This window comes from Mucilaginibacter sp. OK283 (assembly GCF_900110415.1).
Taxonomy (GTDB): domain Bacteria; phylum Bacteroidota; class Bacteroidia; order Sphingobacteriales; family Sphingobacteriaceae; genus Mucilaginibacter.
The window spans coordinates 686,470-699,737 of the sequence record NZ_FODR01000001.1 but is presented as its reverse complement, the minus strand read 5'-3'; the positions used below and the strand labels follow the sequence as shown (position 1 = coordinate 699,737).

The following is a 13,268-nucleotide window of genomic DNA, read 5'->3' as shown; positions in this document are numbered from 1 at the left end:
AGAGGGTTTGGGAAATTTAAACTCAATAAATAATTGATTATTAAATAATTAAATACAACCACCCTCTTTCCACCGCAGGTGAAGAGAGGGTGGTTGGGCGTAGCCTCGACCGGGTGAGTCTTAGCCAGCGTTCAAGCGAATGTGTTGTAAATTCCAATACATGATGCCCGGTACGAAGCAATAATGATCACGCCACCCGCCCCACTCATTCATCGCGGTTGATTTAATTCCTTCGCCTTTTCAAAAAATAATTGCACATTTGCAGCAATTCCTTAATTGTTAACTCATAATAATCAGGAATCATGACGCAGAGTATCTCATCCATATCCCATTAGTGCACTACCTGAAACAGGTGGACAGCAACCCTTTTTTACCGAAATAGCATTTTGTAATTGTCGTTTTTTTTTAACGCCTGAAGGTTTTGCATGTCGCCGGATTTTTAAGTTTCGTGGTTTGCTGCAATTTCAAAATGGGTATATCCGCCACGGCGGATGGACTTTTGAAAATCATTAACAGATTGGCAAAAAAATAAACGAACAAGTCCGATGGACATGCATGATTGGCCGTACATTAAAAAGTCGGCCCGGAGAAAGAAACGGCTCGTAAAAAAAGATTTCGATAAACAACTGATCAGGTTGGATAAACAGCTTGACATATTGTGGGCAACAAAGTATAAGTTGCCTATGGTGCCATTGGAAATTCCCTACCAAAGTGGCTGGAAACGGCTGTTTGTTTTGCGTGGCGATATCTTACGCAGTACTAAGGGAGAATTTTATCAAAACCTGCTCAAAAAGATTAATACTGTTCAATATCATCATGACCGCGCTTTTAAAAAGAGGAAAAGAAAGCGGGGGAAATATGTGTATTCTGAAAAGCGGCAGCTTTTGCGGGTAATTGACGAATACGACTGGCTGCGCAACACCCTTAAGCTAACGGATAGGGAAAAAGTTCTTTTCAGTCCTAAAGAAGTATGGTCGGTCAGGAAAAAAGCGATGATAACAGAGTATCACTTTATGGAAACCTGGCGGTTTGTATTGGTTGTAAAACCCCATATAATATATGAGAAAAAACAGCACGATGAATTGCTGGAAAAGCAGATCAAGCAAATCAAAAACAGGATTGACCGCGAAAACCTGCAACCACGGATGTCGAAGCTGGTTGGCGGTAGCCGGCACAAATATTGGAAGTGGCGCGAGGAACAAAAAAAATACAAGAACGAATTAAAAAACAAACCCCCGCATTCCTTACAAGAGGAATATACGGGCTATTAAACAGCACCCTTATGGGCAATTTAAAAACAAAAGAATTAGATAAAATAGGCTACACAGGCGATGCATTAAAAAGCCTCGCCATCAATACAGTAGCCCGGTACTACAAGCACAGCAACAAAGTCGATGTATTGGCATTATTAACTGCTGTGCGGGATAACCCGGCTGCCTATACGGGCGATGACCGGTTGCAAAAAATAGCTGAAGCATTTATTAATGGTGAGGCAGAACCGGCGTTAAAAACATTTAAGCTAACGGACGAGCCCGCCCCTATTAAAATTTATGGGGCCGATGAAATTGAAGAGATAGCCAAAAAACAAATGGCCCTGGCGCTGTCATTACCCATCAGTATCCGTGGCGCCTTAATGCCCGATGCACACAGCGGTTATGGTTTGCCCATTGGAGGCGTATTGGCCACCCGCAATGCGGTGATTCCCTACGGGGTAGGTATGGATATTGGCTGCCGCATGGCCTTAACTATTATTGATGCCGATGAAAAATTCATCAAACGGTATGATCATCAAATTAAACAGGCGATAGGCAAATGGACACATTTTGGCATGGAAGGCAGCCTGCCTGTACCCCAGGAGCATGAAGTATTGGATAGCCCGCTGTTTAATGAAACGCCGCTGCTTAAAAAACTGCGCGGCAAGGCCGTGCAACAATTAGGTACATCGGGCGGCGGTAACCATTTTGTAGAGTTTGGTGCGATAGAACTGGCCGAGAATAACGCGATGGGCTTACCGGCTAAAACCTATATGGCTTTGCTTACTCATTCGGGCAGCCGCGGGCTGGGCGCAAATATTGCCCGCCATTATACACAGGTGGCCATGAATACCTGCAAGCTCCCGCGCGAAGCGCAGCCATTGGCCTGGCTTGACCTGGATACCGAAGCCGGGCAGGAATATTGGGTAAGCATGACCCTGGCCGGCAATTATGCCAAAGCCTGTCACGACCGGATACATAGCAACCTGTTAAAAGCGCTTGGGTTAAAAGCCCTTTGTAAGATAGAAAACCATCACAATTTTGCCTGGAAAGACAAACTTACAGATGGCACCGAAGCCATCATTCACCGCAAAGGGGCAACGCCCGCAAATATTGGCGAGTTGGGCATCATCCCCGGCAGTATGGCTACTGCTGCCTATTTGGTAATGGGTAAGGGCAATGCCGGTGCCTTATACTCGGCATCGCATGGTGCCGGCCGGGCTATGAGCAGGCATGATGCCAGGGGCAGCACCACCAAATCGGCAATGAAAAAAATGCTGGCCGGGGCTGATGTAACGTTGATTGACGGCAGTATCGAGGAGAACCCGGCAGCCTATAAGGATATTGAATTGGTAATGCAGGCGCAAACCGAACTGGTTGCCATACAGGGCAAATTTTGGCCGCACATTGTACGCATGAATAAAGAATAGTAAAATGAAAAAATTAATCATACAAATAACAGCAGGCAAAGGCCCGCTGGAATGTTGCCTGGTGGTAGCCAAAGTACAGGATTTGATGTTGAAACAAGCCTCCGGCAGCGGGCTGGACTTATCGGTGATAGAAAACAAAAAGGCTGAATTAAATAACGCGTTATTATCATCAACCCTCCTGTTGCAGGGCGATAATACAGATGGTTTTATAAACGAGTGGAACGGCACTGTACAGTGGATATCGCAAAGCCCATACCGCAAATTTCACAAGCGCAAAAACTGGTTTGTTGGGGTGGGCATTTTTAGTGTGGGCGAGCAGGTAAAGTTTAATCCTAACGATGTAAAGTTTGAAACCCTGCGTGCATCGGGCCCCGGAGGGCAAAATGTAAACAAGGTAGAAACAGCGGTACGAGGGACGCATGTACCCACAGGGCTGCGAGTATTGGCTATGGATAGCCGTTCGCAATTACAAAATAAAAAACTTTGTGCCGAGCGCCTGGAGGCTAAGCTGATAGCCACGCAGGCCGAAAAGCAAATAGCCCAGCTGGAAAGCCAATGGATGGCACACCACTCTTTGGAGCGCGGCAACCCGGTGAAAGTAATCAGGGCGGCATTGTAATTTTTGCAACCGGCAGTAAGGTGTTAAACGCCAAAAAGTCTCGCACAGATTTACGAAGTTTCAAAAACTTCGTAAATCTACTTTTCGCGAATTACTTTCCTCCCATCAAACCAACCATAAAATCTAAGGCCGCTTTATCAGGTAACGGCTTAGCTGTGGGCATTTCGCCCAATATCATTATTTGGGCATCCGTGGCGTTATAGCTGGGCCATAGCGGTAAACCAGCCCCGTTTGGGTTACCGGTTTTGGCAAAATTTGTCCAGTAGGTGGATACGGTTGTGGCCAATTGCTGGTCGATAGGCTCCCAGGGGCGGTTCAGGAATTTAAGGTTGTCATAGGCATAAGCCACCTCGCCGGTATGGAACGCGCCGTATTTTACAAAATCGGGCGTGGCAGGCAGGCGGCGGGTAAAGCGGTAAACATATACTTTAGCCTGCTTTTTATTGCTCTGCACATTTGCCCAGGTATAGTTTTGAATACCGAAGATTTGATCGCGGCTAATATTGATCTGCGACCGCGCGGCCTCAGCATCAGTATTTCCGGGGTAATGTTGTAAAAAAGCCGCCGCTTTATCGCCGTATTGTTCGGCTATCTGCTTTTTATATTCTTCGGCGGTTTTCAATTTGCCTACAAAGGCATCGTCTTCATTCCAGCCGGTAAGTAAGGCCACGGGGTTTTCTTTATTCGAGGCAAATGTACCTGCAATGGTTCCAGGCAATACATAGCCATCAATAATAGGGCGTGCCTGCCATTTATTGAGCAAATCGGCGGCGGGAATATTCCGCATATCGGCAAGGGTGTTTGCTTTTAATTGCTGTGCTAATTTTAATCCCCTTTGTTCGGCCTCCTGTAATGTTGGCGATCCAAATGGGCCGCTAATAAACATAGCCCCACTTTCGGCGATAGCCTTTTGAAACAATCCCTTTGCTAAAGGAGAGGCTACTAAACAGTTCACACTCATAGCACCCGCCGACTGACCAGCTACGGTGACATTACCAGGATCGCCGCCAAAATTTTTGATGTTTTGTTTTACCCACTTAAGCGCAGCCAATTGATCCATCAAACCATAATTACCAGAGGCATTGTGGCCCGATTCTTTACTCAGCTCCGGATGGGCGAAAAAACCAAAAATCCCCACCCTATAATTAATCACAACAAAAACAACCCCTTTTTTGGATGTTGCTTCTCCATCGTAAATAGGGCAAGCCGCTCCGCCCGATCCAAAACCACCTCCATAAATATATACCAGTACCGGCTTTTTATCAGCGGATGATGTGGCGTTGGTCCATACGTTCAGGTACAGGCAATCCTCGCCGATGGGCTGATAGGGAATCAAAAACTCGCGGGTATAAACACCAAACTCATCAGGCCTGGGCTGCATAGGGCTGGCCGAAAATGTGGTGCATTGTTTAACCCCGCCCCATGGCGTTACGGGCTGAGGTTCTTTCCAACGAAAATTACCAACCGGTGGGGCGGCAAAGGGGATACCTTTGAATATATGAACGGAGCCATCGCTATTAGCACTGCCGGATACCATCCCGCTGTTGGTTTTTACCGTATTAAGGCTACTCCTTTGTGCATAGCATACGGCACCACTTGTCAATATCAATAAAAACAATGCAAAGTAATTTTTCATATAGATTTTATTTATACAATATTTTAAATGTCAAATATCCGTCATTGCGAGGTACGAAGCAATCCCCTATATGCTAAGTCCCACATTGTTCGGGATTGCTTCGTACCTCGCAATGACGGATGGAAGATAGAACGCCCCATTTACGGCTTTGCACTAACCTTATATTTTGCAGCCCGGGCATCGCTGATAACACCTTTCCAGTTTAAACCGTAACCAAAATCATATACGTGGCCCTGCTCGTCGGTGTAGCATTTCATATCGTGGGGTACATCCTCAAACTGCTGCTCTACGGTTTTCATATCTGCAGGCATTTGCAGCGGCAATAATGCAGATGGTTCGGCTTTACCGGTGAGGACATCTAAAGTAGCCTGGCCCTGCACGCCAAAATCTACCACGATAGCATTGGCATTCTTTTCAAATTCAGAAAACACCATTGGGTTGGCCATATTTACCGATACAATAACAGGCTTGCCTTTCATTTTTGCATAGGTATCATTCACCATAGCCAGGTCGGTAACGTTAATGGCTGTTGCTGATTTATCCTTGTAGGTCCGGTTGGTGAATTTTTCTAACGGGTCGCCGCCGGCTATGCTTGTGGCGCGGGCATCAACCGCTTTGTATTCGCCATATTGCAGACTGATAGGTACGTAACCCGTACCGCCGTTTTTGGCATCCTGGCTATTGTAACCACCACCGCTATTAGGGCTGTTGATGAATACCAGGGCATAATCGGCCTCCTCGGGATTTTCGGTTACCTTGAAATATTTTTTCACAGTTTCCATATTAACCGGGTATTCTAATTTCTCGGGAGTTTCCATTCCCAGGAAATTGCGCCCGGCGGGGGTGAACTTTTTAGGCACGTAAACGGTTTTGCCGGTTTGTAATGGTAAAACGTTGCCTTTATTTTTAAGCATAACTATTGATTTAAGCTGAGCTGCATAACCCGCATTCATAAATTCGGGATTGCCTACAACAGCTTTAGTAGCTTCGGGATCTAAATACGGGTTTTCAAACAAGCCTGTTCTGAATATATTGCGCAGCAAGCGTACAGCCGATTGCTCAAACCTTGCCCGCATAAATGCTTCTCCGTGGTCCTTCACGCCCATTTGGTAAGCAGCAATCACTGGTGTAACCTCGTTATTACCGCCAAACTGGTCAACACCGGCCATCAATATTTTGTAATGGCGTTGCGCCACCGACAAGCCCTCTACACCCCATGACTTTCCCGACAGGAAAACATCTACAGCGGTTTCGTCGCCGGTAACCAGCCAATCGGTACAAACCACCCCGTCAAATTTGTATTTTTTGCGCAGCAGGTCGTTAATGATATAAGAGTTATAATTGTTGGCAACGTTCTCTTTATTTTTGGTATCCTGGTTAAAAGATATGGTATAGTAGGGCATAACTGAGGCAGCCATACCTGTTTTTCCATTCAGCTTAAAAGCCCCTTCGGTAAAAGGGATTAAATGCTGCTTAAAATTATTACCGGGATAAACCGCGTATTTGCCATAGCCATAATGCGCATCGCGGCCACCTTCACCGGCGCCGCCACCCGGCCAGTGTTTTACCATGGCATTAACGCTGCCATAGCCCCAGCCGCCGTTAATTTCTTTATCGCCTGCGGATGTCTGGAAGCCATCGATGTAGCCCCGGGCCATATCGGCGGATAACTGCGGATCTTCACCAAACGTACCGCTTACCCTTGCCCAGCGTGGCTCGGTAGCAATATCAACCTGTGGCGATAGCGCGGTGGCAATGCCCAGTGCCCTGTATTCCAAAGCAGCTATATGGCCAAAGTTTTCAACTACCTTTGGATCGAACGTGGCCGCAAAGCCCAACGAGCCCGGCCACATAGAAATGGCACCGCCAGCCCCTGCATTATACTCGGCCGTGGCAACGGTGCCGTGGCGCGGATCGGAGCTGTTATTGTTGGGTATACCCAATCCTAAACCTTCTACAAACGCTTGTGCGTTATTATTCCATTTTGCTGCAATCTCAGGTGTTTGCACCGATGTAATGAGCACGTGGCGTACATTATCTTTTTCTAAAAACTGTTTCTGCTGATCGGACAGATCATAGGGGTTGGCACCGCTCTCGGCAAATACTTTACCGCCATAAGTACCTTTAAATGGCCCAGCGGGTGCTGCCGGTATGGGCTGGTGCCTGCTATATAACATCAGCCCGGCAATTTGTTCTACACTCATTTGCGATGCCAGATCTTTGGCCCGCACGTCAACAGACAAGCGCCAATCTTCATATTTATCCAGCTTGCCGTTTTTATTCAGGTCTTTAAAAGCCAGGCCATCAACCGTTAATATCTTTACGCCCGATGTGGTGGCATAACCCAGTTGCTGCCCGCCGCTATTGTTTACAAAAACAATATCACCCGATTTTTTCTCGGTCCATTTAGTTTGAGCCATAGCGGCGGTTGCAGGCAGCAGCCAGAGCAACGCGATAAATTTGAATTGATTTGCCATGAAGACTGTAATTGTTTGGTTTGTATTTATAATTGCCTTGTACCTGTAAAAGCCTTTGCAACCGTAGTCGCAAAGGCTTGATAGTTTAGTTTAGTTAATATATGTGCGAAAAAACGTCATTGCGAGGCACGAAGCAATCCCCGACATGCTAAGTCCCACATAGTTTGGGATTGCTTCGTGCCTCGCAATGACGGGAGTGAACAGTTATTTCAGCTTCAACTCATTGATAGCGACCTCCGGGGTCAACGCTTTAACCACTTTTTCAACGGTAATATCCTTGGCCAGCTTAAACGAGGCCTTTTCTTCTATCTGTCTTGATGATGAACCAACCCTAACTTCATATTTACCGGCATCGGCTATCCAGGCTTCGCGGCTGGTGTAAAAAGATGCCAGGTCGGCTGCTTTAATGGTAAAGCTTAAGGTTTGCGATTCGCCGGCTGCCAGTAGTCGGGTTTTAGCAAATGCCTTTAATTCCTGCTCTGGTTTATCAATATCTTTTTTAGGTGCGCTCAGGTATAACTGCACTACTTCTTTACCTGCAATATCGCCTGTGTTTTTAACCGTTACAGTAGCCGTAATGCTGCGCATAAAGTTTGAGGAGCTCAGCTTCAGGTCACTAAATTTAAATTTGGTGTAAGATAAACCGTAACCAAACTCATAGGCCGGTTTTACTTTGGCGGCATCATAATAACGGTAGCCAACATAAATTCCTTCCTCATAAGTAACAGATTCAGGTTTAGCTGCGGGCGTACCCGGGAAATTATTTGCCGATGGCACATCTTTATAATCCATTGGGAAAGTGGTGGCCAACTTACCCGATGGATTAACCATGCCGCCTAAAACATCGGCAATGGCGTTACCTGCCTCAAGGCCTGGCTGCCATGCCAGCAAAATACCATCTACCTCATCGCGCCAGCTGGCAACATCAATAACACCGCCAATATTTAACACTACAACAACCTTTTTTCCCTTGGCATGGAAAGCATCGGCTACACCTCTAATCAGGCCTTTTTCGGCATCATTTAAATAGTAGTCGCCTTCCAGTTTCCTATCGGCCCCTTCGCCGGCATTTCTGCCGATGGTGATGAGTGCTTCGTCGGCACCGGCAGCTTCATCGGCCACCATGCCATTTACATCCATTTCGGGAATAGGCGCGGGATGATCAAAGAAATTTTTAGGTTTAGGCTGTTTTAGCTTCATATCGGCCAGGTAAGCAGCGTAGCTGCCTGATAGCTTTTCCTGCACTTTAAAACCGGCGTTTGTTAAACCCTGCATCAACGAAATGGTGTACGCCTTGTTAACATCGCCGCTACCTGTGCCGCCTGCAATAATATCATAGCTGGTGTTGCCAAATACAGCTATCCTTTTTGCAGGATAAAATGGTAAAGCATGATCGTCGTTCTTAAGCAGTACCATGCCCTGGGCAGCTGCCTCGCGTGCTACTTTAGCATGAGCCGGCAGATCAGGCGCATCTGAATATTTGTATTTGGTGAAGGATGGCGACTTAACAATTACGCTCAGCATCCGTTCTACATTGGCATTCAGCTGTTTGATACTCAATGACCCATCCTTAACCGCAGCCACAATAGCCTCCGACTGGCTTGGGCTACCCGGCATAATGAGGTCGTTACCGGCTTTCATTTGCGCCACGGGATCTTTGCCGCCAAACCAATCTGTCATCACAAAGCCTTTCAGCCCCCACTCGTCTTTTAAAACGGTGGTTAACAGGTCGCGTCTTTCAGAAGTATAAGTTCCGTTCAATTTATTGTAGGATGACATTACCGTCCACGGTTGTGATTTTTTTACAGCAATGCCAAAACCTTTTAAATAAATCTCGCGCATAGCCCTTTCGCTCACAATGGTGTTTATAGAATTACGGTTGGTTTCCTGGTTATTGGCCGCATAATGTTTTATAGAGGTACCTACGCCGTTTGACTGAACGCCGTTTACAATGGCCGCGGTCATGTTACCTGCAACAAGCGGATCTTCGGAGTAGTATTCAAAATTACGGCCACCAAGAGGATTGCGGTGGATGTTCATGCCTGGCGCCAATAAAATATCCACACCATATTCGCGCACTTCGTTACCAAAGGCTACGCCTACTTTATTTACCAATTGGGTATCCCAGCTGCTGGCCAATAGGGTTGCCACCGGGAAAGCAGTGGCGTAATACGTTTTTGATTTATCGCCATCGCGGATAGGTTCGATACGTAAACCCGCCGGACCATCAGAAACCGTCATGGATGGAATTCCCAAACGCGGAATAGCATGCGTGCGGCCGGCAGCTCCCGGAACCTTTTCGGGAATGTTATAAGCATCAGGATCTGATGGAGGCAGTTTAAATCCGCCAATATCTATTGCTTCGGGCTTTTTGCCCTTTACGGGAGGGGGCATACCGGGCATTTTAAAACCCATGCCTACAACCAGCTTTGATTTTTCTTCCAACGTCATCGCAGCTACTATCTGCTTTACATTGTTTGCCCGCAACTGCAGCGGTTGTTTTTTGGTCTGGGCCTGTACAGTTGAATTAAAACTGCCGGCTGCCCACATAATTACAATAGCAATACCAGATCTGGAGCTTATTTTCATGATTAAGGATTAAAAAAAGAGTGCTTAATAATTGGTTACAACTGGTTTATTAACAGCAAACAATAGCATTGTGTCAATAATACACAATAGTATATATTATGTTTTGAAATAGCAAGGGATACGTAAAGATTTTTGCGCGGCAGGCCGTCAGCATAATTTAGTTGAGCTCACGGCTTCTAATAAAAAAACGGGCCCATAAGCAAAAAAGACGCCCGTTAGAGCGTCTTTTCATTAGTTGCTATTTGTTTTTTGAAATTTGGATCATCGAAAACCCAGGCTTTATTCTTTATTTTTTAGATTTTTACCGTCAAAAAAGAAGCTTATTTTTCAACGGGGTATCAAACATAAGTTTCTCCAGGTAAGTAGTGCGCAGGGCGTCTTTGAGGGCCTGTGCATGTCTTTCATGGTGCATGTCGCTTGATATAAAATCTATCATCTCATTGTCAACCAACAATTCTGCCTGTTTTTTTACATCGCGGCCGTAATAACCGGTTAGCGATATTGTGTTTAGTTGCATGCTACAGCCCCAGCCCTTGATATTTTTGTATTGCTCCAGGTCCATATATGGGTATCTTTCGGGATGGGCCAAAATGGGTTTATATCCTAAATCGTTCATTTTTTGTAAAACCGGTATAACATTGGGCGGTTTGTTGATAAATGAAAATTCAAACAGCACATAATTATCGCCCATGGTCATAAGCTTGCCTTCATTTACACGAGCCTCAAAGGTTTCATCAAAATAATGTTCGGCAGCAGTTTCAATCGGGATATCTATATTTTCTTTTACCAGTTCGGCTTTCAGTAATTCAAGCGATGCGGCGATGGTTTCGGGCGTGTTGCGATAAAAATCGATCATTACGTGTGGGGTAGCAATGATCTTTTTTATTCCCAGGTCCATCATTTTCCTAATCAGGATTATGGAATCCTCCGGTGTTTGCGCCCCATCATCAATCCCCGGCAAAACATGCGAGTGCATATCAACCATGATCGACTCATAGTTGAAAGTTATCTCCTTTTTTTCCTTTTTGCTTTTAAAAAAACCAAACATAGTTAACGGTTATTGTACTGCCCCTTGTAATATTGCTGGTAGCTACCCGAAGTTACATGGCTAAGCCACTCTTCATTTGCAAGGTACCAATCTACGGTTTTTTCCAACCCTTCTTCAAAAGTAATACTTGGTACCCAGCCAAGCTCGGTTTTTAGTTTGGTGGCATCTATAGCATAACGCAGGTCATGGCCTGCCCTATCAGTAACATAAGTGATCAGCTTTGCCGATTCACCTTCGGCACGGCCCAGTTTTTTATCCAAAATGGCACACAACAAATTAATCAGGTCGATGTTTTTCCATTCATTATGGCCGCCAATGTTGTAGGTTTGGCCGGCTTTGGCATTGTGGAATATTACATCAATGGCCCGCGCATGGTCTTCTACCCAAAGCCAGTCGCGAATATTTTCGCCTTTTCCGTATACAGGCACAGGCTTGCTTTGTTTAATATTGTTGATAGCAAGTGGTATCAGCTTCTCGGGAAAATGATATGACCCATAGTTGTTTGAGCAATTGGATATTACGGCATTTAGACCATAAGTATCCTGGTAAGCCCGCACAAAATGATCTGAGCTGGCTTTGGATGCCGAATATGGCGAATGCGGATCATAAGCGGTTTCTTCGGTAAACATCCCGTCTTCGCCCAAAGTACCATACACCTCGTCGGTTGATACGTGGTAAAAACGGGTTTGATCATAACGGTTTTTCCAGCTTTCGCGCGCGGCATTCAATAAATTAACCGTACCTACCACGTTGGTCATCACAAATTCCAGCGGGTTGGTAATGGAGCGGTCAACGTGCGATTCGGCCGCAAGGTGAATTACAGCATCCGGTTTTTCGGTATCAAAAAGATTATTTATAAACGCAAGATCAACAATATCCCCTTTAACAAATCTGTAATTAGGTTCATTTTCGATATCTCTTAAGTTTTCGAGGTTACCGGCGTAGGTTAGCTTATCTAAATTGATAATATTATAATTGGGGTACGTTTTCACAAAGCGGCGCACCACGTGCGACCCTATAAAACCTGCACCACCCGTAATAATGATTTTTCGCATTTGCTGAATTTTAGTTTATAACGGATTTTGAGCTATATATTTCTCCCATTCCCAGGCCGATGACATCATTGTTTCCAAGCCTAACTCCGTTTTCCAGCCCAGTTTATTGGTTGATTTGGTTACATCGCCCCAAACCTTTTCCACGTCACCGGCACGGCGCGGGCCAATCTGGTAATTTACTTTTACACCGGTGGCCTTTTCAAAAGCGTGAATTACTTCTAATACCGTACTGCCCTGTCCCGTACCAAGGTTAAACACATCGTAGCCCTGGTAGTTTTCACTTTCGGCCAATTTTAAAGCAGCAACGTGTGCTTTAGCCAAATCAACCACATGGATATAATCGCGCACGCAGCTGCCATCCGGGGTGTCATAATCATTGCCGAATACCGTTATTTTTTCGCGTTTGCCAATGGCGGTCTGGGTAATAAAAGGCACCAGGTTTTGCGGTATGCCAATTGGCAACTCGCCAATAAGTGCGGTTTCATGCGCGCCAACCGGGTTAAAATATCTTAATGATACTACTTTGTAACTACTGGTGCCAGAAGCTATCATATCCTTCAAAATCTCCTCGGCAATTTGTTTGGTATTGCCATAAGGCGACTGAGCCGGCTGCACAGGGGCTTCTTCTGTTACTGGCAATTGCGCCGGCTGGCCATAAACGGTACAGCTTGACGAGAACACGAAATTTAACGGCTTGCCATAATAGGCGTCAAGTAAATTGATAAGCGAGTAAAAATTATTGCGATAGTATTTCAATGGCTTCTCAACCGACTCTCCTACTGCCTTGAATGCAGCAAAGTGAATGATACCGGCAACGTTAGGCTCGGCAACAGCCAGCGCTTTTACGCCCGATTCGTCGCACAGGTCGAGCTTATGAAAAACCGGTTTGTAGCCGATAATTTTGGCCAGCTGATCTAAAATTTTAGGATCTGAGTTCGATAGGTCGTCAACAATAATGGGTTCATAACCTGCATTTACCAGTTCGACAACGGTATGGGAGCCAATAAAACCGAGGCCACCGGTCACTAATATCTTCATTTTTAAGTAGGGTATATAGTAAGCCATAAAGGTAAGCAAATGGATGAATTTACATACCTTCTTTTACTAAACAACCACCTTTTACTTTATTAAAAGGTGGTTGTTTAGGTATTGTTTACAGAA

General features: G+C 45.5%; 9 protein-coding genes. 3 read left to right on the top strand and 6 right to left on the bottom strand.

Annotation, left to right across the window (positions count from 1 at the left end; translation table 11 throughout):
• Positions 1–545 precede the first annotated feature (545 nt).
• From BMX56_RS02970 to prfH, 3 genes are read left to right on the top strand one after another with little or no spacing between them, the layout of a single operon-like run.
• Complete coding sequence (locus tag BMX56_RS02970) at positions 546–1,271, top strand: hypothetical protein (protein ID WP_090640531.1); 726 nt, start codon at positions 546–548, stop codon at positions 1,269–1,271.
• Between the two features lie 11 nt (positions 1,272–1,282).
• Entirely contained in the window at positions 1,283–2,683 is a 1,401-nt protein-coding gene (locus BMX56_RS02965; RefSeq protein ID WP_090640527.1) for an RtcB family protein, read from the top strand.
• Between the two features lie 4 nt (positions 2,684–2,687).
• Positions 2,688–3,302, top strand: a complete 615-nt coding sequence (gene prfH / locus BMX56_RS02960; RefSeq protein ID WP_090640523.1) for a peptide chain release factor H — start codon at positions 2,688–2,690, stop codon at positions 3,300–3,302.
• 91 nt (positions 3,303–3,393) lie between these two features.
• Here the strand turns inward: prfH and BMX56_RS02955 are convergent, their stop codons facing one another.
• The 6 genes from BMX56_RS02955 to galE form a co-directional block, all read right to left on the bottom strand.
• Positions 3,394–4,938 (bottom strand): carboxylesterase/lipase family protein, encoded by a 1,545-nt coding sequence (locus BMX56_RS02955; protein ID WP_090640519.1) that lies wholly within the window; start codon positions 4,936–4,938, stop codon positions 3,394–3,396.
• 140 nt (positions 4,939–5,078) lie between these two features.
• A complete protein-coding gene (locus BMX56_RS02950; protein ID WP_090640514.1) occupies positions 5,079–7,415 on the bottom strand; it encodes a glycoside hydrolase family 3 protein in 2,337 nt (778 codons plus the stop codon).
• Between the two features lie 204 nt (positions 7,416–7,619).
• On the bottom strand, positions 7,620–10,004 hold the full coding sequence (locus BMX56_RS02945; RefSeq protein WP_090640510.1) for a beta-glucosidase: 2,385 nt from the start codon (positions 10,002–10,004) through the stop codon (positions 7,620–7,622).
• A 307-nt stretch (positions 10,005–10,311) separates the two neighbouring features.
• Entirely contained in the window at positions 10,312–11,052 is a 741-nt protein-coding gene (locus tag BMX56_RS02940; RefSeq protein ID WP_090640507.1) for a tyrosine-protein phosphatase, read from the bottom strand.
• 2 nt (positions 11,053–11,054) lie between these two features.
• Positions 11,055–12,107 carry a dTDP-glucose 4,6-dehydratase gene (gene rfbB, locus BMX56_RS02935; protein WP_090640504.1) on the bottom strand — a complete coding sequence of 351 codons (1,053 nt, stop codon included), beginning with the start codon at positions 12,105–12,107 and terminating at the stop codon, positions 11,055–11,057.
• Positions 12,108–12,122: 15 nt separating this feature from the next.
• Positions 12,123–13,145 carry a UDP-glucose 4-epimerase GalE gene (galE, locus tag BMX56_RS02930; RefSeq protein WP_090641643.1) on the bottom strand — a complete coding sequence of 341 codons (1,023 nt, stop codon included), beginning with the start codon at positions 13,143–13,145 and terminating at the stop codon, positions 12,123–12,125.
• Positions 13,146–13,268 lie beyond the last annotated feature (123 nt).